Genomic DNA, 23,520 nt, shown 5'->3' on the forward strand with positions numbered 1-23,520 from the left:
TCCCGGGCCACCGTCGATGCGGCGGGTGAGCGGGTGTGAGTTGATCCGCCCGCTTCTCCGTGGTCGAGGTGAGCGCCAGGGCGTCGATCACTGGTCACGTCCAGTGAGATCGCACGTGTTCACCGCGGCAGGGTGATCGATGGTGCGGCGGCCGTGGTGAGGCGTACTTCTCCCCAGTCGCCTCCGAGCCGCCAGGTGTTGCCTGCTCGTTCGAGAAAGTCGATGTTGCCCAGGTCGTCTTCCCCCGCTGCGTCGGCGATCGGGCTAGGTCGCATTGATTTTCGTTGGGCCGGCCAGCACCGTGCGGCGTCCGGCTGATCGAGGTGATCCGCCATCCCTCGGCGTCGGCCGGGGCAGCGCGCTCGACCGTCCCGGACGGTGGCTTGCCTCACGCCGCGATCGGTGTTGAGTGTGCCGTTGCGGCTGCAAGGGGTCGTTGGTTCGAATCCAGCTGCGCCTACCGTAGGTATTCTGACGAGCAAGGATGCTTCTTTCTGCCGGTGGTCGGGGCGACGGGCTAGCTGGCGGTTTGGGGCACGAGCGGAGCAAGCAAGAGGTCGTACGGACGGCTCATGCTGTGCTTGCCATAGTGCTGTGACAAGCATTTACGGCATTCTGCTTGGCGGGTCGTCTCGATCTCGCGAGCTGCTCGGTGACACGACGACTGTGTTTCTTGTGCACCGATGGGAGGTGGATGAAAGGGATGAGGCGGGCTATCCGACGGGAGCGCATGGTGAGCCGGTCATTGGCTGCGTGCTCGCGGAGCGACCGGACGCCACCGACGTCGTCGCACTGCTGAAGCTGGCCACGAGCCAAGAGCAACTGGAGCGCTGGACACAGACTCCAATCGGCGCGAACTTGACGGGTACGGCTTTCGCCGCAACCAAGCGCTACAACGACGACGAATGACTCGATGACCGAGGCGGTGTCCCAGATCGTCCTGGTTCACCACCTCGAGCTGTGGGCGTAGTAGCAGGCTGCCGGGTCGACCGCCGGTTCTTGGTGGTCGACCCGGCAGCTCCTCGTGGACGTGGGCGGCCGAGCGGTCCCATGCTTCGGCACACGTGGTTGTGACATGCAGCATCGATGCGGCGCATCTTCGAACCGTCGATCAACGCGATCCGCCACCGGCTCGACTCCCCGATCCCGTGCGCCGCAGGGATTGCACTCATGAGGATCCGAAGCCGAGCGAATGCGCCGCACCGGTGATATCGCGGGTGATTCCGGGAATCACCGCGGACTGGGGGCTGAACACCACCGCGCCCGAGTTTTCGCTAGGCCGCGCCTGCGCTGCCGATCGGGCCGGGCGGCAACGACGGCGGCGCCACCGACGCTTCGGGCCACGGTCCCGCCTGGAGCCGGGGACCACGGCGTTGTTCGACGGCGCACCGTGTGTCCAGCGGTCCACGCCGAACGGCGCAGCCACGGTAGTGGTGCGCAGCGCATTCTACCGGGGTAGCAGAGGTTCACCCCTGAATTGTCCAAAGGCACCCGCCGGCCGGGGACTGCAGCGGCAGAACGCCATCCTCGTCGAAGAAGGAAGAGCGCAACCCTTTCGGGCACGCCACTGGAACTCCCGCGCAAGGTCGCCTCCCGGAGGTGTCCTGCTCGATAGCACGTGCTTACAGTTCGCCAATGTGAGTAGTTTTCGTGAGATCCCCGTCGTTACCGACTCGGGCGTCACTTGGCTGTCCTGATCCGCTTTGTCGGAGGTTAGTGCGATTCGTATGCGTGCGTTAATTCTTTGCGACGTCCCGGTGGAATATGGCTGTTCGCTGATCGGCGGCGATGTTTGGTGCCGCCCCGACTTGGCGCTAATGGGGGCGGAAACCGGGGACGTCGTGGCTGCGGCGGCTCTGGGCTCGGCGATCGCCGAGCTGCGGCCGCACGTGGTCGTCACCGCCGCGACGCTGCCGAACGCCGTTCTCGCGCGATGGCGCACGGTGATGGGGACTGAAGCGACGGTGTGCGTGCGCGTCGTGGACGATGCGGATGAGGTGAACGCCGCCGGAGCGGACGCGGCGGGAGGGGTCGCGGTGCGCATCGTCACCGCTGGAGCGGACGCCGCGTTCCGCGCGCTGGCCGTCGCCGAGCGGTACTTACTGGCCCGGCGCACCGCGGCCCCGCCGGTCGAGGACAGCTGGTCGGGGTTGGCGGCACGCATTCCGCACCGGCGGCCGGGCGACGGGGCCGATCAGAGCGTCCTGCTGATCGGCGCCGGAGTGGTCAACCTGGTGACCGCGTCGCTCTTGGTCCGGCACGGGTACCGGGTCACGGTGCTGGAACGGTCGCCGGACCCGCGCAAGAATGCCGAGTGGCCGGCATACGGTTGCAGCCGTGGCGGCCACAACGCCCGCATGTTCACTCTGACCGAGGCCGACGACTACCACGACAAGGTTCCCGTCCCACCGGATCAGGCGAACACTCTGTTCGACCGCCCGCCGTCTGAGCTGGGGTGGAACATCCTCGCCGACACCGGGCCCGCCGAGCGGGCGTGGATCCAGGAGTTCCGGCGGGTTCCGCCGTGGTTGGCGCGGGCCTACAACACCGACATCTTCGACCTCAACCGTCGCAGCGGGATGCTGTGGGCTGACTGGATGGCGGCCGATCCGGCGTCCTTCGACGACGTGTACCTGCGGCACGACATCCTGCGGCTCTACGAGGATGCCGACCACTTCGCCGCAGGGATCGGCAGACAACGCGACGCGGGGGCGTTGCTGGACAGCTATGCCCCGGACCGGGTACGCGCCGAGTTCCCCGCGCTGGCGGAGGCCGCGCCGGACGCCTACGCGGGCGGCGTGCTCGTGCGCGGGTTCACGCTGAACGTGCACGATCTCATCGCCCGGTTGCTCGACGAGTTGGAAGACGCCGGAGCGCGGCTGTCGTTCGACGAGGAGGCCGAGACCGCGCTGCGCGACCGGGCCGGCCGGGTGGCCGGAGTGCTCACCGCCCGCGGGAACTTTCACCGCGCCGACCACTACGTCGTCTCCCCGGGCGTGCACGGCGAGAACATGCTGGCCAACACCGAGTCCGCCGGACAGATCCACGGCGTCCTCGGCTGCTGGCTGACCGTACCGAATCGTCGGCCGTTGCTGGAACATTCGCTCAAGGTCGCTCGTCGCGGGCACGTCGCCGAGGACGCCAACGTCACCGTCGCCCGCGATGAGCACGGCGCTGAGATGCTGGTATTCGGCTCCGGTTACGGATACACCGGCGCGGACCCGGCGAACATCGACCGGGCCGAGCTGTCCGCGATCCACGCCGCGATCGCCGACACGGCACGACGGCTGTTCCCCCGTGCCTACGCCGCAGCCGAAATCACCCCCGGCGATCCGGACGCGCGGTTCTGCGTGCGCCCGTGGACCGCATCGAACCTGGGCTTGTTCGAAACGCTGCCCGCCACGAACGGGGCGTTCGTCGTCGCGGGCGGGCACAACACCGGCGGGTTCGCGCAGGCCCCGGTCGTCGCCGAGGCCGTGCTGAACGCCCTGGCCGGGCGTCCGCACCCGATGCACACGCTGTACCACCCGCGCCGAGCCCGCGACGTCCTCGGTGACCTTCCGGCCGCGGCACCCGTTCCGGCCGAGACCCTCCCGCCGAGGGCGGTTCCTGCGGTGGAGCAGCCGCACCCGGTTACCTGAACGCAATGCTCGTTCCATGTTGAGCAGGGAATTCAAGCCTTCGGGCACGCGGATGGCGTCATCCGCGACGGCGGCACCGTCCTCTTCGCTCCCGATGGCCGCTTCGCCTCTCGCGCGGCCGACTGGGAGCGCATCGGCGCGACGGTGTGCGCACCGGCCCGAGGCTGGATTTCGGCGCGGTACTGGACAACGTCGTCCGGCGACCGTTGCCGACGACGACGACGAGCCCCTGTATTCGCGGTCGGGTGCACCACGGCGTGCTGCGCACCGTCGAGTTCGCGCCGCGGCGGTACTCCGGCAGGCACCCGGTGTCGCTGCGGGCGGTGGTACGGCCCGCCGACGACTCTTTCCGCCCCGAGTTGAACCGGCGCCGTGCCTACGCGGAGGTCGGAAGAGTCGGTATGACAGGAAAATCCGCCCGGAGGAAGAGATCATGACTTTGTTGCGCCAGGACGCCGCTGTCCGCACCGGACGGTCGACGGAGACCGGGCAGACGCGTGCGCCCTGGTGGGGCTACGGGCTGGCGCTGCTGGCGGTGTTGATCTGGGCCGGGAACTTCGTCGCCGCCCGAGGGTTGCGCGATGAGATCTCCCCGGTCGCCCTGTCGTTCTGGCGCTGGGCGATCGCCACCGCGGTCCTGGTGCCCTTCGTCGCCCGCGCACCCCTGGCCCAGTGGCGGCTGTGCCGCGCCAATGTCAGGTACTTGTGCCTGACCGGGTTCCTCGGGGTCACCGCGTTCAACACTCTGGTCTACATCGCGGGCCGCACCACGTCGGCGACCAACCTGGCGCTGCTGGCGGTGGCCGCGCCGGTGTTCATCGTGCTGCTCGCGCGCGTGGTGGACAACACGCCGATCACCAGTCCGCAGCTGGTCGGCATGGTCATCGCGCTGGGCGGGGTAGGAGCGCTGATCACCGGAGGGTCGCTGACCGGTCTGCGGTTGCACTCCGGTGACCTGTGGATGCTGCTGGGCACGTTGACCTTCGCCGGTTACTCGGTGCTGGTGCGCCGCAAGCCACCTGAGCTGTGGAATTCGGTGTTCCTGGCGAGTGTCTTCGGCGTCGGCACGCTGTTCCTGCTGCCGCTGTATCTCGGGGACTTGTTATTGCTGGACGGCCGGATGCCCCTGGACGGCCAGATGTTGTGGTCGCTGCTGTACGTCGGGGTGCTGTCCTCGGCGGTCGCCTTTGCGGCGTGGAACCGGTCGATCGGAGTCATCGGCGCCTCGCGCGCAGGGTTCATCTACTACCTCACACCGGTCGCCACCGCGCTGGCGGCGTGGCTGGTGCTGGGAGAGCGAGCCGGGTGGGTGCAGGGCGCGGCGATGCTGCTGATCGTCTGCGGCGTTGTCGTCAGCAACCACGCTCCGACCACCGGCCGTACGACGACCAGGGGTCCGGCGACGGGCCCCTGGAAGTAGGAGCGAACGTGTGCGGACTGTTCGGAAGTGCCGGGACCGTCCCCGGAGGGGCTGATCCGGGGACGATCTCCGCCTTGACGTGGGCACTGGGGTTGGCGTCCCGAGAACGCGGCGTCCACGGCGCCGGTGTGGCGTGCTTGTTCCCCGCGACTGACGGCGGCCCCGGGCCCCGCGAGGTGGAACCGGCCGCCGTTGCCGACCTGCGCACGTCGCGGCTGCGGATCGTCAAGACCCCGGGAGCGTTCGACATGATGTCCTCCGCCGCTCCGTGGGGCAGCAGCGTCGAGGACGACGACAGCCCGCCGACCCCACCGGAGGACCTGGCCGCCGACCTGAACCGCGCGGCGGTCGTGCTCGGCCACACCCGGTTCCGCACTCAGGGGGCGACCGACGCGCTGGAGCACACCAGCCCGCTGCTGGTCGACTCCGTCGTCGGCACCCACAACGGCGACGTCGACGTGGACACGCTCCCCGCTCCGCCGCCGCGCACGCGGCCGAAGTTCGATACCGAACTCCTGCTCGCCGCGCTGTCCGATGTGGGCGACGATCGCGCGGCGATCTGCGACCTGCTCACCGGCATGGTCGGCCGTACCGCGCTCGTCTGGGTCGACCTTCGTGATCCGATCCGCCTCCACCTCGCCCGAGCCGCGCTCAGCCCGCTGGCCGTGGCCCGTGACCAGTTCGGCCGGCTGCACTGGGCGTCCAATCCGGGGTGGTTGCGTACCCGCTTGCCCGCGGCCGGATTGCGCCCCTCGGGGTTGCGAATGCTGCGGGAAGGGACGGTCGAGACCTACGACCTGCGCGGTGGCGTCCCGGAAGCGGCCTGGCGGGCCGATTTCGTTCCCACCGCCCGGGAAAGCGACCTGCGCAAACGCCACTCCGTCGCGTTGCTGGGCTACACCGACCGAGACCGCGCCGCCGATGACGCGTTGCTGCGGCGTCGTGTGCTGTCCTCGTCCGTGTGACCAGTTCGCGACATGATCTGCGGGCATCGAGGTCGAAACCACGGCACGAGGATGCGAGGACCTCCTCGACCTCGGTGGCGAATCGTTCCCGTGGCAGAGAACGGTTTCCAGGCGCGGCAGGACCGTGTCGGCTGCGGTGTGGGTGTGAGGATTCCGGCCCCTGGCACAGGGTGCTGTGCCGTCCGCTGACATTACTGACTGAAGATATGTCGCCCATTGTGCGTCGACGGGCGGGATGTCGCGTCGGCGCAACGTTACGAAGATTCTCGATTCCTCCCGGACTGAAAGGCTGCCTGCCGTGAGTGACATCTCCGATCAGACCGCATCGCTTCCCGAGAAGCCGTGCATAGTGACCGAGCGGCTCGTTCTGCGCCCGTGGGAGCCCGCCGACTTCGACGCGGTACGGGCGTGGCACGCCGACCCCGTGGTCATGCGGCACCTCGGCGGAGTCCTCGACTCTGCCTGCAGCGACGCGACGGTGCGCCGCTGGACGGCGGAACTGGAGTCGAAGGGATTCGGCATGCTCGCGGTCTGCCTGGCTGACACCGCGCGGCCCATCGGCACCGTGGGACTCGGTCTGCCGGCTTTCGACAGCCACTTCACCCCGTGCATCGAGATCGGCTGGCGCCTTGATCGGGGCGCCTGGGGGCGCGGCTACGCGACGGAGGCCGCACGCGCGGTCCTGCGGGACGGGTTCGACCGGCTCGGGCTGGCGGAGATCGTGGCCTTCACCACCAGGCAGAACACCGGGAGCGAACGGGTGATGAGCCGCCTGGGCATGCGGTACGACCCCAGCGGGGACTTCGTGCGCCGGTTCGGTCCCAACGGGCCGGAGATCCCGTCCGTGCTCTGGCGCATCCGCGCCGGCGACCTGGGTGAGGACGGTGCGCGGCAACAGAACGGTGACCCGGGAGAAGGCGGAGGCGTGTGATCAGGTTTTCACCCGGGGGCGGACACCTTCGAGTTGTGCCGTGGGTAAAGATGTCCCGATGACCTGTCCGCCGCCTCGCCGTAGCAGGATCAAGCGTGGGGCGCTGATCGCGAAAGAGGCGGTGTTCGAGCGGCCGGCGTGTCACGGCGAGGAATATTCATAGCCAGCCGCGTTCGCGCGCGAGGCGGGCGGCGTCGTGCCGAGTTCGGGTATTGGTCTTCTGCATCGCGTTGGAGAGGTAGTTGCGCACGGTGCCGGGGGCGAGGTGGAGTCTGCTCGCGATGTTCTTCACCGAATAGCCTTCGCGGGTTTCGAGCAGGGTGTCGAGTTCGCGGTCGGTGAGGGGGCAATCATCGACGACGGAGGCCTCGAGGACTTCGTAGGCGATCCAACGTCGCCCCGCGTGCAATTCGTGGACGACCTCGACGATCTCTTCGGGATCGGCGCTCTTGCTCATGAACCCTTGCACGCCGAGTTTCAACGCCCGTCGCAGCACCCCTGGCCGGGCGTGTCGGGTGAGCATGAGAACGGCCTGCTCCGGGCGCTCTTCGGTGATCGCGGCGACCGCTTCGAGGCCGCTCATGCCGGGCATCTCAAGGTCGATGACGAGCACGTCGGGACGGTGCCGCAGGGTCGTGTCGACCGCATCGGCACCGCTCCCGGCCTGCGCGACGACCACGATGGTGCCGTCGAGGGGTAGTAGCGATGCCATCGCGGTGCGCAGGAGTTTCTCGTCGTCGGCGAGGACGACCCGTATTGGGTCATCGCTGGTCATACTGGCCCCGATCGTGGTCGGTAGACGCATCGGCGTGCTGTGGGGTGAGGTCCGCGGTGAGTGCGAATACTTCCGGCGTTCGCGTGATTCGCAAGGTGCCTCCCGCCGACTCCAATCGGCCGCGTAGCCGAGCGAGTCCGCGCAGGTCCGAATCCGGCTCGGCGGTCACTCCGTCGTTGGCGATCTCCACCCGGGTCTTCGACGCGGTGATGGAGACGGTTTCCGGTTGGGCATGGCGAAGGAGGTTCGTCGTGGCCTCGCGCAACACTTGCGCCAGGAGCGGGTGCGCTAGTGACCGGCCCCCCGCGTTGTGGTGCACCTCGACGGCGATCCCCGCCGCCTCGCAGATGCGTTTGGCGTTCTCGAGTTCGGTGGCCAAGTTCAGTTCGTGCCGCGCGTAGGCGAGTTCCCTCGTCCCAGCGATGGCGTCGTCGACGAGACGCCGGATCTCGACGAGTTCGACATCGGCGCGGTCGAGGTCGGTGCGGACCAGCGTCTGCGCGTGAGCGGTCTTCAATTTGATCACGTGCAGCGAGTGGCCCTGGATGTCGTGCAGATCGCCCGCGAACCGCACCCGCTCGCGCGCGATGGCCAGTTCCGCTTCCGTCTCCTGCGCGCGTTCGAGGCGGCGCGCGATGAGCCACGCCTGCTCGCTCGTGATGATGACGCCGACGATGAAGAGCGTGCCGATGACGGGCAGACCGAGGTAGGCACCGGCGAGCGGCCACGTCGGTGCGTGCGTGACCAAGGACGTGGAGCCCAAGACCGCGACGCCGGAGGCGAAGGCCCCGATGAAGAGCAGCCGCCGACTCCGCAACCTGGCCAGTAGTAGCGCGCCCACCAGTGAGAACGGCACGAAGTTGATCGGGCTGCTGGTGGTGAGGGCGCCGACGAGCCAGTTCGCGCCGGTGAACATGAGAGCGAAGACGGCGCGGCGCGGATAGCCGTCCAGGCTCCACTCCTTGAGCACGCCGAGAGTGAGCAGCAGCCCTACCGCGACGATCAGCGCTTCCCACCAAGAGGTCGCCGTGAGCACGACTCCGACGACGCACAGCGGCGCGATCGCCGAGACCGCGGTGAGCATCGCGCTCCGTCGTACGTGCCCGACGGCGCGTGGGCCGTCCAAGCCGTGGTCGTCGATGATCAGTCTCGACCCCTTCCGCTCTGCGCCTTCATGGCCTTGCCGACCGGGGCCTTGGCGAGCAGCGCCACGACGAGCACACCCAGCGCCACGTACTGCAGCGGTTGGTGTTGCAGGAAGAAGGCGGTGATCCCCTCGGGCAGGATGGTGAAAAGCCCGGTGTCGAAGTGAAGTCCGAAGTAGGCGAGGACCACGGTCACGGCGACGATGGTCACTAGGTTGAGGATGACGTCCAGCGTTTTCATGGTTTTCGACGATTCCCCAAGCGCCCGCATCGAAATAGTGACATCACGTCACATGTGGAAGTGATCCCTCGTCACTGTGCCGTTCACGCGCACTCTACTGCGATGAAGCGCAGGGTCGAATTGCCACCATGTCGATGAAGGGTCCTGGAGCAGCTGATGGTCGAGCGTCGTGGCGGCCTGCCCGGCCGACCTGTCCAGTGTGCTCGAAGCCCGCTGATCCTGGCACCGTCGCTTGGTCGACCGAGGCCGGATCGACGCCGGTGCGGCACGCAGGATCCACATCGAACCGGCAGGGGCGGCCGATGGGCGCGACCGGCCGTCACGGCGTGCTCGATCGCCCTGCGAGGGGTATCCATCACACCTGGTCAGGAAGGGTCTGTTCCTTGATCCTCCCTAGTTGTGGCGTCCGTCACGGCACACCTGAGGTTGAGTGTGACGTTGCGTCATGGGTTCTTCTTCGTTCAGGCCGATCCGGTCAGGTGCCCGACGGCGTCCTTCCGCGCACCGCCGGGCGTCTTGCCGGGCCGTCCTGGACTGATTCGATCACGTCGACGAGGAGGAATCACGATGCGGATGACCGCGCGAACTCCGCAGGCGGATCCGGCGGAGGGGGCCCGCCCTTCCGGAGCGCAACACCGGATCCTGGTCCTCGCGGGCGACTCCGCCGTGGCCCAGGTGATCACCGGTTCGCTGCAGCAGGCGGATTTCCTCCCGGTCGTCGTCATGGACGCTGCGACGGGGTTGGAGCTCGCGAGGCGGCTGATGCCGGACCTGGTCGTGCTCGATCTGAGGCGCCGGGGAGGCGACGGCATCCGATTCTGCCGGGAACTGCGCATCCGCAGCCGAGTTCCCGTGATCATGTTGACCTCGTGGGAACAGGAAGAGGACCGGCTTCGCGGGTTCGCCGCCGGTGTGGACGATTACCTGACCACACCGTTCAGTCCGCGCGACCTGGTGTTGCGGGTCCGGGCCGTGCTCCGGCGCACGACCGTTCCGTCGTCCTCCACGGCGCTGAGCGCCGGTGATCTCGTGGTGGACCCGCCGGCGCGGACGGTCACCAAGAGCGGGCGGGAGCTGAGCCTGCGGAACATGGAGTTCGAGCTGCTGCTGTTCCTGCTGGCCAATCCTGGACGGGTCGTCCGGCGGGAGGAGTTGATGCGGGAGGTCTGGGGACAGGACTTCGGCGATGCGTCCACCGTGACCGTCCACGTGCGGAGGCTTCGGGAGAAGATCGAGGACGAACCGTCGCGGCCCGAGCTCCTGGTCACCGTGTGGGGTGTCGGCTACCGGTTCGACCTTCCTGGGGACCCGGCTGGGCCGCGGTGAATCCGTTGCCGTGGTTCCGGGTCGTTCGAGGAAATCGCTTCTCTGTGATCACGTGCTGTTTCGGGCCGGGACGAGTCCGACAGGCGGGCGAACGTGCGAGTTGCGCCGTGAGAGTCCGGCTCCTCGGCGGGGACCAGCACTATCGCAATCCCGCTCGCGGCACCGTGGAAACGGTCCGCGCGTAGTCGCGACCGTTCTCGCGTGGAGTTTCCTCGGCATGTGAGTGTGCTGAAATTGGAAACTCTGATTTAAGAACGATGAAATGGATTCTGCTGTCGCTGTCGTGATAGTGAAATGCGCGAACAGGCAAGGCGTTTTCCCGTAGGTGATCGATTCGAAGTGGTGGAACTGCGATCATCGTTCCATCTGACACACTCTGTGTGGACAGAGGAATTCAAAAGAAAGGAATATTCGATGAAGCAGGTAACGCGGCGTCGGATGGGGCGTGGAATGGCGCTCACCGCGGCAGTGGGAGCCGCACTCGCCATGGCGACGGTGGGGACCGCGCAGGCCGCCACTCCGGGTGTCTTCAAGCTGTGCTCGAAGGGTTCCTACGATTCCTACGCGGCGTTCCCGGACCGCGGCGGGATGGCCACTACAGTCGTCCCCAGCGGCCAGTGCGTGGACTTTGACCTCGTCGGCGACAAGCCGGAGCCGGTCGAGATCCGCCAGTCCGGCGGCGCCGTCATCGGCCCGGTCACCTATGACGGGCGGGCCGGCTTGAACATCGCCACCGTCGACGGGCCGAGCTTCCACCCGTTCTGATCGGGCGTTGATCGACGACCGGGCTGTGCCGTTGCCGTGAACCACGTGGCAACGGCACAGTCGTTTTCTCGATCCCTGCGCACCGATGTGAGAGGATTCATGCCCGCTTGTCGATCGGTTCGCCGAAGATGTCTGGCGAGGGTCTGCAGCAGGCTTCAAGTGGGGGGAATCCCGGTTTCCCGAGAATGATTTCGGATCGACCGGCATGGACTGCGGAGACTTGTGGTGGTCGCGCGTTGCCGAGGATTGCCCGTCGTGGGCAGCGTTCGGGGACGCGGCGCAACCGAACTGTTCGCATTCCACGTTCGGAGGATGATCGCGGATGACTTCCCAGCCCGAATCAGCACAATCGTCGTCGGCCTGGCACGACGCGCAAGAGCCAGCGAAGCGTGTGCGGGTCGCGGCATGGGCGGCTGATCCCATCACGCTGAACGGCTTGACCCAGGCGTTGATGGGACGCCTGGACGTGTTCGTCGCGACGGGCGAGCTGCCCTCCGACGTGGATGTTCTGGTGGTCGCCGCCGACCGGGTCACCCCGGAGATCATGGTCAACATGCGCCGGGCCGCCGCCCAGTGCTCGGCGCCGATGGTGCTGGTGACCAACGAACTCGACCGGACTCAGCTGCTGGGCGCGGTCGAGTGCCGCGTGGTCGCGGTGCTGCACCGCAGCGCGGCCACCGAGGAACGGCTGATCAGCACGATCGACGTCGTGGCCGGAGGCGGCGGGTTGCTGCCGCCGAACCTGCTCGGTGATCTGCTGCGCCAAGTGCAGAATCTCCAAGAAGAGGTGCTGACCCCGCGTGGCCTGAACTCTTCCGGGCTGACGAGCCGGGAGGTCGACGTCATTCGGCTGCTCACCGAAGGGTGCGACACCGAGGAGATCGCGACTCGGATGTGCTACTCGGAACGCACCGTGAAGAACGTCATCTACGCCATGACGAGTCGGTTCAACCTGCGCAATCGTCCGCAGCTGGTCGCATACGCGATGCGAACGGGGATCATCTAGAACCACGCGAGGCGCGAACGAGCATGCGAGGGTGCCGGATCCCCGCGCGGTGCGCCGAAATCGGTGCCGCGCGGGGAAGGACCGTTCGTCGCCGGCCACGGCTGAGGGCGCGAACCGCCCGCCGATAGCCGGGCTCCGCCGTGAACGACTTCGCCCCGCCCGAAGCCGCCGCCGCGAGCCGGATCCTCACGCGGGCACGGCCGTCGCGCCGCGCAGCGTCGCCGTCGCCAGCTCGGCGCGTGACCGGTATCCGGTGCGCTGGAAGAAGCGGGTCAGCCGGCCTTCCACGCTCTTCTCGCTGGTTCCCAGGACGACGGCGACCTGCTGGTTGGTCAGCCCGTCGGTGACGAGGGTCGCGAGCAACCGCTCGTTCTCGGCGAGGGTCGCGCTCCGGCCGGGAACCGCGATGGTGCGCGCGCGCATCAGCTGGCGCAGCCGCGCTCGCGGAATCAGCGCGTCGACCCCGCCGAAGGTCTGGTAAGCCTCCCGCAGCAGGCTCGGGTCCCCGAGTCCGCTTTCGGCCACGACCAAGGCGGTGCAGGCGAACTCGACCTTCCGGCGACGCGTTCGGGCGAGCTCGATGACTTCTTTCGCGGCAGCCGGATCGTGTTCGACGAGCACTCGTGCGAGCAGGTGGTTGCGTCGCGCGGAGACGGTTCCCAAGCGCTCCGCGATCCGCTCGATCCGCTCCGCGCACTTCTTCGCCTCCGCCGGGGTCCCGTGCCGCGACTCCCATGCGGCCAACCGCAGCCACAGGTCGTCGGTGCCGACGATGAGACCGTCCGAGGCCGCGCGAGCGAGCCCTCCTTCCGCGATCGTTCGCGCGCGGTCGTGCGCGCCGAGCGTGCTTTCCAGGTCGGCGGCGGGAAGCGCCAGCAGGTGCGGCAGCATCAGGTGCTGCGAGCGAGCTTCGTCGAGCACGGCGTGCGCCCTGTTCAGCTGGCCGCGGGCAGTCAGGATCGTCGCCATCGCCCGGTACGTCGTCGTCCGCCCGGGGGTCTGGCCGTGGACCGTCGCCACGGCCATCGTGGACCGGGCCCGGTCGAGCGCCTCGTCCCAGTGCTCGGGCATCCCGGTCCCGCCGCCTTCCGCTTCGTCGCGCAACTGGAGCGCGCTCGCCAGCAGGCGCGTCACCGGCGAAGCGGTGTCGGTCCCGGCCCTTTCCGTCCGGGGCGCGAGCCCCAGCGACGACGCCACCACTCGGCTGATGGCCTGGCCGAACGCGGCCGTGCCGTGGCCGTCCGCCCGCCACCGCCCGCGTTCGGCGGTGAGCTGCTCGTGGGCGTCCCACCAGCGGTTGAGCAGGCAGAGCGCGGCGGCGCGGGTCACGCCCCGGGCCGCGTCATCACCGGGAATCGATCGCCAGCCGTTTAGGACGAACTCGTGCAGCCCGGACGCGTCGCCGTCGGCGGCCAACCCGGCCACGTAGATGAGCTGCAGCTGCTGCACGGCATCGGCGGAGAGCTCGTCCGGGAGCGTGCTCAGCGCGAGGACGGCCGCGTCGGAGGCGGTCCCGAACCGCTGCCGCATCGCGCACGACACGGCCTGCTGGTGCAGTGCCGCGGCTCGGCGGGCGGGATCGGTGGTCCGCTTGGTCGCCGCGGACAGCCATCGCTGCGCGCGGTCACCGTTCGCGACCGACGCGCTGCGCGCCATCAAGTGCGAGGCCGCCCGTTCCGAATCCACCAGCCTGTCCGCGTCCACCAGTCGTTCGGGCAGGTAGTCGGGGTCCGCGCAGGACGCTTCGCCGTTCCAGACGGCGGTCACGGCGAGCAGCGCGGCCCTGCGCCGTTCGAACGGGCCCAGGCAGGACGAGAGCAGGGTGGCGAGCATCGGCACGCGGAATCGCCAGGAATTCGGCCGCGGGCCGGGCAGCAGCACGTCCGCTTCGGCCAGCCCGCGCAGGATCTCGACGACCTTGTCCTCGCCGTGGCTGACGCATTCCGCGATCAGCGACGGGGCGGCTTCGCCCAGCGGATGCAGCACCGCCAGCGTTTTGAGCACGGCCCAGGTCGGCGACTTCGGCTCGCACAGGTCCGCGAACAGCGGGTGGGTGTTCGGCACGCGCGGGGGTCGGTCCCCCACCAGGTGCGTCCGGCGGTCGACCACCCGCACGCGGTCGGACGCCAGGTATCCCTCGACCGCGGCGTGCACGACGGAGGGGAGTCCTCGGCAGGAGTTCCGCAGTGCCATGGCGACGCCGGGGGCGGGGGCGGCGTTGAGGTGCTCCGCGATGATCCGCTCCACTTCGGATTCCCCCAGCGGGCGGAGCCGTTCTTCGTGCACCAGCCCGCTTTGCCGCAGCGAATCGAGGCTCGTCCGGTCATGGGTACCGGTGCGGGCGGCGCAGACCAGGGTGATCCGGGTGCCTGCCAGCGCGCCGAGGAACGACATCGCGGCCCCGACGGATTCCGGGCTGATCCGGTGAACGTCGTCCAGGAAGACCACGAGCGGCTCGTGACGCCCGGCCAGGGTCGCCGACAGCCGCCGGAACGCGGCCGAGGCGAAGTCGCCGCGAACGGGTGGCGCGCCGAGCTCGTCGGCGAGCCGGGCCGCGAGGTGCGCCGCGTCGCACTCCCTGCGCGGCATCGGGACGGTCGCCGTGGCCAGGTGCTCGTCGGTGATCCGCCGGCGCGCTTGCGCGAGAACGCTGCTGCGGCCGATCCCGGCGGGGCCGGTGAGCATGACGAGCGGGAGGTCCGGCCGGTGCGTGCAGACGTCGACGATCCGGTCGACGACCTCGCCGCGGACGGCTGAAGGGGCACTTGCCCGGGGTTCTCGGGCAGCGTTGCCCCGCGAGGTCGTGCGCCGGGCGGGCGCATCGGGGAAGGTCGAGTTCGCCGAGTCGGCCGATCGGTGTGTGGGTCGAGGAGTGAGCACAGTCCCAGTATTGCCAGCGGTCTCGGGACCGGTCGCATTCACGTGATGACAAGAGTCTTAAGCGATTCTTGCGCGAATATTGGCTGACTAGAACTTCTTACACCGTTCTGAAATGTGTCATTCATGAGTCTTGGGCTCCTGCTTTTCCGGTGATCTCGGCGATAACCTGCGGCCCGTCCAGCGAACGCGTCGAAGGCGGCGCGACGGTGTGGTGCGGGAGGACAGCGGTCATGGTGCGTGAACAGGTGGCGATCACAGGCCGGGACGAGGCCCTGGCGGAATTGCGGACAGCGCTGTCGTCCGGTGCGGAGGCCGGCGGGCTGCTGGTCGTCCGCGGCGCGCCCGGTATCGGCAGGACCCGGTTGCTGGAGACCGCTGCCCGGCGCTGGCTGTCCCGAGGAGCGCGGGTGACCCAAGTGCGCGCGGGACGTGAGCGCTACGGGGTCGATGCGGTGGTCGACGCGCTGCGAGCGGACTTCGACCGGTCCGGTGGGCCCGAGTTGATCGACCGCATCAGCGCGTTGACGCGGCTGAACGAGCGCGATCCGGAAGATCCGGACACGCGGTTCGCCACCGTGGTGGCCGAGTTCAACCGGGTGTTCAGCCGGATGGGTGGTGCCGAACCGACCGCGGTGCTCGTCGACGACGTCCTGGAGATCGAGGACCCCGTCCCGCTGCTGCTCGCCGCCCGCCGGCCGGGTTGCCTGGTCGTCGCTTCCCTGCGAACCGGTGCCGAACCCGCGCCGGTCGCTCGTGAAGTGCTGGAGCTGGCGGACAAGGTGCTGGACCTGGAACCGCTGCGAGACGAGGACGTCGCGACGATCGCGGGCGGTGAGCTGGACAAGGGCGTCCGCGAGGCGCTGCGCGGGGCACTGGGGCCGCTCTACGGCAATCCGGGCGCCGTGCTGGCGACCGTGCAGGAGTTGTGGGACCGGGGGCGGATCGTCGACCACCGCTTGGCTCCGGGCACGGATATCGCTCTTCCCGCGGACCACGGCGTGGTGCTGCGCGCCCGTCGGCTCGGCTCGCTCCCACCGCGACTGCTCGTGGCGGCGGCGACTTTCGGAGCGCTCGACCTCGACGACCTACCGCTGGTGGCCGACGTCCTGGAGGAGGACGTGGCGAGTTGCGAACGCGCGGTGGACGAGCTGGTCGAGGAGGGGCTGCTGGTGGGGGCCGGAGGGAGGCTGCGCTGTGCCTGCCCGGCTCTTGCGACGGCCCTCGCTCGCCAGGAACGGGACGTGGTGGCGAGCCTGACCTCCCCGCGGGTGACGGGCGCGCGGACGTCCGCGCAACCGCACTCCGTCGTGGACGAATCCGATCCGTCTCCGCGATCCGCCGCACGAACGCGATCCTGGTCCGTCGCCGACTCCCGGCTCATCGGCCTGGTCGGTTCGGGGCTCACCAACCGGCAGATCGGTTCGAAGCTGGGACTGACCGAGAAGACGGTGGAGAGCCAGTTGACCCGGCTGTTCGCCAAGACGGGTTGCCGGTCCCGAGTGGAGCTGGTGGCGGTGGCGAACGCGCCGCGAACGGGTCCCGGCGCGGTCGGCAGCCGGCGTTCCCCCTCCGCCTGGGCGTTCCGGGGATCAAGTGAGAGCAAGGCCTCCGACGGTTCGGAACCTGCCCGTGCGGGATGCTCGTGCGGTTGCGCGACGCTCGCGGTCCACGCGCACGACGCCGCGGCGCAGCGGTGGCCGGAGCTGAGCGGCGAGGAGGACCGGCGCGATGCCGAGCCGGATCTCCTGCTCGCCCCGGTGCCCTGGAATCGGAGCGGATGGCGTGGACGCCCGCGCGGTACCTCGCCGGGCGATCACGGGAAGACGACCGCCCTCGTCCCGTCGGAACCCCGCCGCGCGCAGCACCAGAACGCGGACGGCCACCGCGCCCGTCGCGTACGGATCCGCTCGACGTAGCGCGGTGCTCCGGAGCCCATGCGGCGACGCCCCATCGCCGTCAACGGAGCCGGTCCGGTGTGCGGGGAGGGTCGAAGCGGTAGCCCACGCCCCACACGGTCACCAGGATCTCCGGGCGGGACGGATCGAGCTCGATCTTCTCCCGAAGCCGTCTGATGTGGACGGTCACGGTCGACGCGTTGCCGGAGTCGCGCCCCCACACGCTGCGCATCAGCTCATCGCGCCGGAACACCCGGCCGGGGTTGTCCAAGAGGAACACCAGGAGCGCGAACTCCATGTTGGTCAACGCCAGCCGTCGCCGTCCCCTGCTGGCGACGCGCGCGGACTGGTCCACCACCAGGTCGCCCGCGCGCCGGACGTTCCGCGACGGCGCAGGTCTGGCCCTCGTCCTGTGGAGCACCGACTGGACTCGCACCAGCATCTCTACCGGGTCGAACGGCTTGGTCAGGTAGTCGTCCGCGCCGGCTTCCAGTCCGCGCAGTCGTTCCTCCTCCGCGTCCAATGAGGTCAACATGATCACCGGAACTTGGCTCCGGGTTCGCAGCTCCAGGCAGAACCTCGTGCCGTCGAGGCCGGGTAGCGTCACGTCGAGCACGACGAGGTCCGGGCTCATCTCGTGCGCCAGCTCCAAGCCGAGCACGCCATCGGACGCGACCAACGCGGTGTAGCCGGCCCGGTGCAGGTGACCGGTGATCACCTGGGAGGTCGCGGGATCGTCCTCGAGAATCAGGATGCGTGGTCCTCGAACGTGTGAGTGGTCCTGCTGAGCGGTTTTCTGCTGGGTCATCTCCTGGACCTGTTTCTCACTTTCAAGCTCCTTGCGTCCATCGGTCTGAGATGACCGACGGTGGTCGCGACGATCGGCACGTTGTCGCGATCGTGAACCGAGCGTGGCACGGATGTTCGCCGGCGAACGGAAGCCGGGTGAATTCGGGCGGACGTGATGACGTCCACGCGACGGACGACTCGCCGGTCTGGCCAATAGTCGCCACATTCCCTCGAAGGTCGCTCGTGGCCGGATAAGGTCGCACTGAGCCGAGCCGATGGTGGAACTGTACGTCCCGGTGCGGTGCGGGCGGGTCACGTGGTGATCTGTTCTCCTCGGTTCGTCCGATATCGAACCGCGTGCCGGTCGGGAGGCGTGTCTCGAGAGTATCCGTGCTGATCAGCGGCATGGCGAAGACGTCATCGGCCCGTGCCCGGTTGATCGTCCTGAGTGAGGACGTGATTTCTGCGCACGGCTCGACGGTGCGACGCGGCGGCGAAGAATTTCGGTCCGATGATGCCCTTCCGGGCAATTTCGATGCCTGGACGCGCGCTCTATGCCGTGACGCCTCTCAGTCGGTGGTGAATGCGGGTAAATTGACGAAGTGAGTTCGCTCGGGAACGAGTTCTCGACGCGCGCGGACGGTCCGGTGTGGCGGACGATCGAAAGAAGTGAGAATGGCGAACAGGTTCCTTCCGTATTCCGACCGCTTCGTCGACGGCAGTGACTGGAAAGTCCCTGCTCTTGGGAAGGAGTACGGGCCTGGGGAAGACGTGCCGGCGCCGGTGAAAACGCGTCGTGGTGGTCTCGCCGCGAACTCGGAGAAGCTCTTCCTCAACCGCGTTTTCAGCGAACGAGCGCACTTCCGGGTCCTCTCGAGTGGACCCTGCCTCCGGTGTACCGGGCCCGGCCGGTCACGTGCGGGGACGACGCTCGACACCCCGTCGCGGTGTTGCCCCGGTTGTCCGGGATGTTCGTGAAGCCGATGCCGCATGGCCGGTCCGCACCAGGCGAACGCCCGGATCCGCGGCCGGACATGGCGAGGACGAGGTTCGATGAGGTCTTCCGTGATCACCGATGAAGTGACCGGTCCCGTCTTGGCGCGGGGAGGTCCGGCCGGGCTGCGCGTCGACGAACTGCTGGCCGTCATGGCGGAGCAGGCGGCGGCGGTGGCCGCGGTGCGGTCGAAGTGGGCCGAGTCGGTCCGCGCGGTGCCACCGGCACCCGACGATGCCGAACCGACCGAGTCGGATGTGGCGCCGCTGAACGACATGAGGCGCGACCTGTGGTTCAAGTCCGAAGGCGTTCGCGAGATGTGGTTCTCGAACTACGTCCTGTGGGTCGGCTGGTGGGTCGACACCGCGCAGCTCGCGTTGGAAGCCGCCGCCGGTGAACCGGACACCGAGCTGTGGCGGGTGGCCGCCACGAGTCCGAGCCGGACGCCACGGGGGCGCGGGAGCGACAGCGTCGATCCACTGTGGCCGGTTCGGCGAGCCCGGCTCCGGTGCTGGGGTGAGAACTGGATCAACGACTCGCTGCCCCGGCTGCTGGAGCGAGATGAGCTCGACAGGGTGCTCGCGCTCACCGGTGGTACGAGTTCCGCGCACGCCGTGCGGCTCGCCCACCGCTCCGTGCTGCGCGCCCAGTGCGCCGGTGACCTCGCCCTGGATCAGGAGGAGTCGAATTCCGCGGCGCCGTCCGAGGTGAACCGGAATTGGAACCGCTACAGCTCGCGGCACCAACTCGTGTGCGTGTACGCGCAGGCCATCGCGGACCACCTGGGGCAGTGGTGGGGCGCCGCCGAGTTCGTGGACGGCTGCGACCGGGCGCCGTGAACGTGGTGGGCCGGATTCGGCGCGCCGGCGCGGCTCAGTAGCCGAAGTTCTGCGTCCACCAGGGAATTCCGCCGCCGATGTGCAGTCCGACGCCGATCGCGCGGAACTCGCCGTTGAGGATGTTCTCGCGGTGCGGGATGCTCTGCATCCAGGCGCGCACCACGCTGGCCGGCGTTTCCTGGCCGACGGCGATGTTCTCCCCGGCGGGCTCCTCGAACCCCTCGGCCAGCATCCGGTCGAACGGCGATGGACCGCGAAAACCTTGATGCGCGAAGAAATCCCGCTGTGCCATGTCGGCGCTGTGCCGTCGCGCCGAGCGGCGCAGCCGCTCGTCACCTTCAAGCCGGTTCAGTCCGCGTCTGGTGCGTTCGGCGTTGACCAGTGACACGACCTTGTCCTCGGTCCGGGCTCGCACCGCGTCCCGACCTGCTCCGAGCGCCATAGGACGCCACACCTCCTCGGCCCGTGCAGTCCGGACTCCACATCGGCGATCGATATCCCTTATATATCGGGAAATCCGCCACCAAACGTGCTGCGGCCAGGTGGGTGTGCCCGAGTAGGCAGCAGTGCTGAGCGTTCGGGTACGGGTCGCCCGCGTCGGCTCCCAACGCGGAATTCGACGGCGAGACTTGCGGATGCCCGCGCACGCGCGCCGATCCTCCGGTGCGGTGCGCGCCGAGCAGAGTGGGAGGAGATTCGAATGGCACAGCAGGTGCAGACCTCGACCCCCGGGATGCAGTCCGCGGGGCAGAAGTTCAGCGATACCGCCAGTGATTTCACCAGGGACATGCAGGCCGTCAACACCATGATGGCGACCTTGCAGACGAGCTGGCACGGCGACGCCTCCAGGAACTTCAACCAGGCGATGGACAACTGGGAGAAGTCCTTCAGCATCGTGATCAACAAGTTGATCGGCATGATGGAGGTCATGGGGATCAACTCCAAGGACTACGTGGCGGCCGAGGACGAGGCGACCAGCCAGGCCGGTTCTTTCAGTTCCGCGCTCCCGTTGCCGGGAGTCTGAGCGACTTCGTCGATTTCGCAATGAAATGAATCCGCTCGTGCGCGGATTGATGAGGAGTGCAGATGTCTGATTATCGTTTCAACTTCAGCGTCGCGGACGCGACTCTCTACGACATGGACGCGATCAACAACAAGGTCCGCTCGGCGCTCACCGAAATGGAGCGGTCCGTCGAGGCCAGCCTTTCGGAGTGGACCGGTGACGCGCAGAACGCCTACTGGGAAGCCAAGGCGGCGTGGAACCAGCAGGCAAACCTGATGCCGCAGTACCTGCAGTCGGGACGGCAGACCCTGCTCAACATCTCCGACAACTACGGCACGACCGAGCAGCGCGCTCGGCAGATCTGGGACCAGACCCGGGGTTGAGCGATTCCGGTACCGCGCTGTGGTTCGGCCGTCGGGAAAGTGACCCCGGCTTTCCCGGCGGCCACCGCCGTGGCCATCGGAGCCACCTCCGGGCAATGAGATCAGGGAGTTCATCATGGGTGACAAGCAGGGAATCGACTACTGGCTGGAAAGCGACGCGTGGAAGGACACCGAGTACGCCGACTGGAACAAGATCGACGCATTCGTCGAAGAGGGGTACATGACCGAGGATGAGCGGGATCTCATCCAGGCGCGCGGCAGCGCCGCCGCGCTCGGTCACACCAGCAGTCCGGGGGAGACCGACGACAGCTGGGAGAAGTACCTCGACCTGAAGGAGGAGTACAAGGACGACCCGCGGTTCGGCGAGAACGGCAAGGCCGAGGACATCCCCAAGCCGGATGGTGAAGGGGAAGGCCCGAACGAGGACACCGACTACGTCGACAAGCTCGACTGGGGGCTCGGTGACGACGAGACGCCCCCGGATGTGGAGGACCCGCCGAAGGTTCCGAAGTACGACAACAAGGGCAAGGAAGGCGACGAGGTCGTCGTGAGCACCGAGGCGCTCAAGGCCTTCGCCCAGAACATGTTGAAGCTGAAAGCCATGATCACCCCGGCGAAGGACTACGTCAGCGACGTGGAAATCCTGCCGGGGGCTTTCGCCAATGCCTACCGGCTTCGTGACCGGGTCATGGGCTCCGGTGGGGACAACGGTTCCGTCGGGCTCAAGACGGCCGTTTACGACTTCCTGCACAACACCGAGAAGGGCTTCGACTACCTGGAAGAGGACTTGGCGCGGGTATTGAAGGAATATGAGGAAGCCGAAGACCTGAACAAGATCGCCGGTACTGATCTGGACGCCATCATGGCGAAGGCGTACTCCTACATCGGTGAAACGGAGTCGGGCAAGTAGGACGGCGTCGTAGCCGGCGTCATGGTGTGGATGAGGTAGGCATCGGTCCGCGCATTCGATCAGGTGGGGTGGACTAATCCGAGATCTTCCCGGACGGGGTGATCTCGTGTCATCAGCGGTTCAGGGGCAGTAGGAGCAGGCGTGGGTTCGCATCAGGAAAAGTACGGCGACGACAGCAGCAACACCACGACGGATGATGATGACAAGCACTCCGTGTTCGCTGATTCCAAGGCCACCGCTGATGGGGACGACAACTTCAACGAGTGGGACTGGAAGCGGATCAAGGCCGCGTTGACCGGTGGCGCCGCCGTGATCGGGGATCAGGACGAGCGACTGCGCGGATTGGTCGACCCGGTGACCTTGCAGCAGGCCGCCAACAACTTCGACTTCGCCCGGCAGACGATGGAGACCGTCGCCAAGAGCCTCCGCGACCAGGCACGTGCCACCGCGGGTCCGGACGGCATCTGGAAAGGGCCTGCCGCGCTGGCCTTCCTGGCGAAGATGGAGACGTTCGCCAACAACATCGATGCGCACGCAAGGCTGCTCAGCGAAGGGGCGTTGGAGAGCGAGGCGGGCGGTTCGATCTCAGACACGCTGCGGATGAACGGCAATTACCTCGCCTGGGGCGCGCAGACCGTCGACTACTACGACCGCTACTACGCCGACCTCGCGTTGCAGCGCGGTGTCGCCCCGAAGATGGAAGACAACAAGGTCATGGTGAGCAAGGACGAGGAAGTCGTCAAAGCCATGACCGAATCCATGCGCCAGGTCATCGTCCAGGTCTCCTCCAACTACGACTGGCGCAAGGACGACGTCGTCACCCCGGACCCGGTCAAGTCTGAGACACCGTCGCCGCCGCCACCTAAGCCGCCGCCGGTGGATCCGCCACCTAAGCCGCCGCCGAACGAGCCGCCGCCTGAGCCGCCGCCGAACGAGCCGCCGCCGAACGAGCCACCGCCGAACGAGCCGCCGCCGAACGAGCCACCGCCGGTGAAACCCCCGCCTGAGACCCCAGGCGGTCCGGAGGGCACGCCGCCACCTGTGGGCGGCCCGGAGGGCACGCCGCCACCTGTGGGCGGTCCCGAGGGCACGCCGCCACCGGTGGGCACGCCGCCGCCGGTGGGCGGTCCGATGGGCACGCCGCCACCTGCGGGCGGTTCAGGGGGCACGCCGCCGCCTGTGGGCGGTCCCGGGGGCACGCCGCCGCCGGTGGGCACGCCGCCGCCGGTGGGCGGTCCGCCGCCGGTGGGCGGTCCGGGGGGCACGCCGCCGCCTGTGGGCGGTCCCGGGGGCACGCCGCCGCCGGTCGGCGCTCCGCCGCCGGTCGGCGGACCTCCTCCGGTGGGTCGTCCGCCCGGCGGTTCCCGCCCCGGTGCCAGGGAACCTGGGGGAAATCCCGCCGTTGTTCCGCCGCCGGTCGGCGACGCACCGCCGGTAGGGGATGTCCCTCGGGTCGGCAGCCCGCCGTCGGTGGGGAGCCCGCCTCCGGTGGGTGATGCGCCGCAGGTGGGCGGCCCGCCGCCGGTGGGCGGTGCGCCTCCGGTGGGGCAGCCGCCGGTGAGTCCGCCTGGGGAGAACTGGTCGCCTGGTCAGGACCAGCCGCAGTCGCCTG

At 68.4% G+C, this 23,520-nt stretch carries 22 protein-coding genes; 15 read left to right on the forward strand and 7 right to left on the reverse strand.

Going from position 1 to position 23,520, the window contains the following annotated elements; genetic code table 11:
- Positions 1–119: 119 nt before the first annotated feature.
- Positions 120–275: a hypothetical protein gene (locus OOZ19_RS15915; protein WP_266090887.1), complete on the reverse strand. Its 156-nt coding sequence runs from the start codon at positions 273–275 to the stop codon at positions 120–122.
- A 319-nt stretch (positions 276–594) separates the two neighbouring features.
- Between OOZ19_RS15915 and OOZ19_RS15920 the strand changes: the two genes are divergently transcribed.
- From OOZ19_RS15920 to OOZ19_RS15940, 5 genes are all read left to right on the forward strand, one after another.
- Entirely contained in the window at positions 595–909 is a 315-nt protein-coding gene (locus tag OOZ19_RS15920; RefSeq protein ID WP_266090888.1) for a hypothetical protein, read from the forward strand.
- 932 nt (positions 910–1,841) lie between these two features.
- Entirely contained in the window at positions 1,842–3,641 is a 1,800-nt protein-coding gene (locus tag OOZ19_RS15925) for an NAD(P)/FAD-dependent oxidoreductase (RefSeq protein WP_266090889.1), read from the forward strand.
- Between the two features lie 433 nt (positions 3,642–4,074).
- Complete coding sequence (locus OOZ19_RS15930) at positions 4,075–5,061, forward strand: DMT family transporter (RefSeq protein ID WP_266090890.1); 987 nt, start codon at positions 4,075–4,077, stop codon at positions 5,059–5,061.
- A 74-nt stretch (positions 5,062–5,135) separates the two neighbouring features.
- Positions 5,136–6,026, forward strand: coding sequence for a class II glutamine amidotransferase domain-containing protein (locus OOZ19_RS15935; protein WP_266090891.1), 891 nt, complete (start codon positions 5,136–5,138; stop codon positions 6,024–6,026).
- A gap of 349 nt (positions 6,027–6,375) precedes the next feature.
- On the forward strand, positions 6,376–6,957 hold the full coding sequence (locus OOZ19_RS15940; protein ID WP_266090892.1) for a GNAT family N-acetyltransferase: 582 nt from the start codon (positions 6,376–6,378) through the stop codon (positions 6,955–6,957).
- A gap of 157 nt (positions 6,958–7,114) precedes the next feature.
- Here the strand turns inward: OOZ19_RS15940 and OOZ19_RS15945 are convergent, their stop codons facing one another.
- The 3 genes from OOZ19_RS15945 to OOZ19_RS15955 are packed head-to-tail and all read right to left on the reverse strand — an operon-like array spanning position 7,115 to position 9,118.
- Complete coding sequence (locus OOZ19_RS15945) at positions 7,115–7,732, reverse strand: response regulator transcription factor (protein WP_266090893.1); 618 nt, start codon at positions 7,730–7,732, stop codon at positions 7,115–7,117.
- Positions 7,719–8,816 carry a sensor histidine kinase gene (locus OOZ19_RS15950; protein WP_266090894.1) on the reverse strand — a complete coding sequence of 366 codons (1,098 nt, stop codon included), beginning with the start codon at positions 8,814–8,816 and terminating at the stop codon, positions 7,719–7,721. The genes OOZ19_RS15945 and OOZ19_RS15950 overlap by 14 nt, the downstream gene beginning before the upstream one ends.
- 59 nt (positions 8,817–8,875) lie before the next feature.
- Positions 8,876–9,118: a hypothetical protein gene (locus OOZ19_RS15955; RefSeq protein ID WP_266090895.1), complete on the reverse strand. Its 243-nt coding sequence runs from the start codon at positions 9,116–9,118 to the stop codon at positions 8,876–8,878.
- Between the two features lie 573 nt (positions 9,119–9,691).
- Here OOZ19_RS15955 and OOZ19_RS15960 point away from each other — a divergent pair.
- The 3 genes from OOZ19_RS15960 (at position 9,692) to OOZ19_RS15970 (ending at position 12,215) form a co-directional block, all read left to right on the forward strand.
- Complete coding sequence (locus OOZ19_RS15960) at positions 9,692–10,444, forward strand: winged helix-turn-helix domain-containing protein (RefSeq protein ID WP_266090896.1); 753 nt, start codon at positions 9,692–9,694, stop codon at positions 10,442–10,444.
- A 414-nt stretch (positions 10,445–10,858) separates the two neighbouring features.
- Positions 10,859–11,209, forward strand: coding sequence for a hypothetical protein (locus OOZ19_RS15965; protein WP_266090897.1), 351 nt, complete (start codon positions 10,859–10,861; stop codon positions 11,207–11,209).
- Positions 11,210–11,645: 436 nt separating this feature from the next.
- Positions 11,646–12,215 carry a helix-turn-helix transcriptional regulator gene (locus OOZ19_RS15970; protein WP_266090898.1) on the forward strand — a complete coding sequence of 190 codons (570 nt, stop codon included), beginning with the start codon at positions 11,646–11,648 and terminating at the stop codon, positions 12,213–12,215.
- Positions 12,216–12,401: 186 nt separating this feature from the next.
- Here the strand turns inward: OOZ19_RS15970 and OOZ19_RS15975 are convergent, their stop codons facing one another.
- On the reverse strand, positions 12,402–15,137 hold the full coding sequence (locus tag OOZ19_RS15975; RefSeq protein WP_323055145.1) for an AAA family ATPase: 2,736 nt from the start codon (positions 15,135–15,137) through the stop codon (positions 12,402–12,404).
- A gap of 188 nt (positions 15,138–15,325) precedes the next feature.
- Between OOZ19_RS15975 and OOZ19_RS15980 the strand changes: the two genes are divergently transcribed.
- On the forward strand, positions 15,326–17,011 hold the full coding sequence (locus tag OOZ19_RS15980) for a helix-turn-helix transcriptional regulator (protein ID WP_266090900.1): 1,686 nt from the start codon (positions 15,326–15,328) through the stop codon (positions 17,009–17,011).
- Between the two features lie 40 nt (positions 17,012–17,051).
- On the opposite strand, the gene OOZ19_RS15985 is transcribed toward OOZ19_RS15980, so the two are convergent.
- Positions 17,052–17,798: a response regulator transcription factor gene (locus tag OOZ19_RS15985; protein ID WP_266090901.1), complete on the reverse strand. Its 747-nt coding sequence runs from the start codon at positions 17,796–17,798 to the stop codon at positions 17,052–17,054.
- A gap of 371 nt (positions 17,799–18,169) precedes the next feature.
- Here OOZ19_RS15985 and OOZ19_RS15990 point away from each other — a divergent pair, with 371 nt between their 5' ends.
- Positions 18,170–18,385 carry a hypothetical protein gene (locus tag OOZ19_RS15990; RefSeq protein ID WP_266090902.1) on the forward strand — a complete coding sequence of 72 codons (216 nt, stop codon included), beginning with the start codon at positions 18,170–18,172 and terminating at the stop codon, positions 18,383–18,385.
- A gap of 447 nt (positions 18,386–18,832) precedes the next feature.
- The gene (locus OOZ19_RS15995; RefSeq protein WP_266090903.1) at positions 18,833–19,612 is read left to right on the forward strand and encodes a hypothetical protein; all 780 of its coding nucleotides are present in this window, start codon (positions 18,833–18,835) and stop codon (positions 19,610–19,612) included.
- 34 nt (positions 19,613–19,646) lie between these two features.
- On the opposite strand, the gene OOZ19_RS16000 is transcribed toward OOZ19_RS15995, so the two are convergent.
- Positions 19,647–20,054 (reverse strand): CAP domain-containing protein, encoded by a 408-nt coding sequence (locus tag OOZ19_RS16000; RefSeq protein ID WP_266090904.1) that lies wholly within the window; start codon positions 20,052–20,054, stop codon positions 19,647–19,649.
- A 258-nt stretch (positions 20,055–20,312) separates the two neighbouring features.
- Between OOZ19_RS16000 and OOZ19_RS16005 the strand changes: the two genes are divergently transcribed.
- The 4 genes from OOZ19_RS16005 to OOZ19_RS16020 form a co-directional block, all read left to right on the forward strand.
- Positions 20,313–20,636: a WXG100 family type VII secretion target gene (locus tag OOZ19_RS16005; RefSeq protein ID WP_266090905.1), complete on the forward strand. Its 324-nt coding sequence runs from the start codon at positions 20,313–20,315 to the stop codon at positions 20,634–20,636.
- 62 nt (positions 20,637–20,698) lie between these two features.
- Positions 20,699–20,998, forward strand: coding sequence for a WXG100 family type VII secretion target (locus tag OOZ19_RS16010; protein ID WP_266090906.1), 300 nt, complete (start codon positions 20,699–20,701; stop codon positions 20,996–20,998).
- A 115-nt stretch (positions 20,999–21,113) separates the two neighbouring features.
- Positions 21,114–21,908, forward strand: coding sequence for a hypothetical protein (locus OOZ19_RS16015; protein ID WP_266090907.1), 795 nt, complete (start codon positions 21,114–21,116; stop codon positions 21,906–21,908).
- Positions 21,909–22,049: 141 nt separating this feature from the next.
- A partial coding sequence (locus tag OOZ19_RS16020) for a WXG100 family type VII secretion target (protein WP_266090908.1) occupies positions 22,050–23,520 on the forward strand: 1,471 nt, incomplete at its 3' end.

The sequence above is a fragment of the Saccharopolyspora sp. NFXS83 genome (assembly GCF_026241095.1).
Taxonomy (GTDB): domain Bacteria; phylum Actinomycetota; class Actinomycetes; order Mycobacteriales; family Pseudonocardiaceae; genus Saccharopolyspora_C.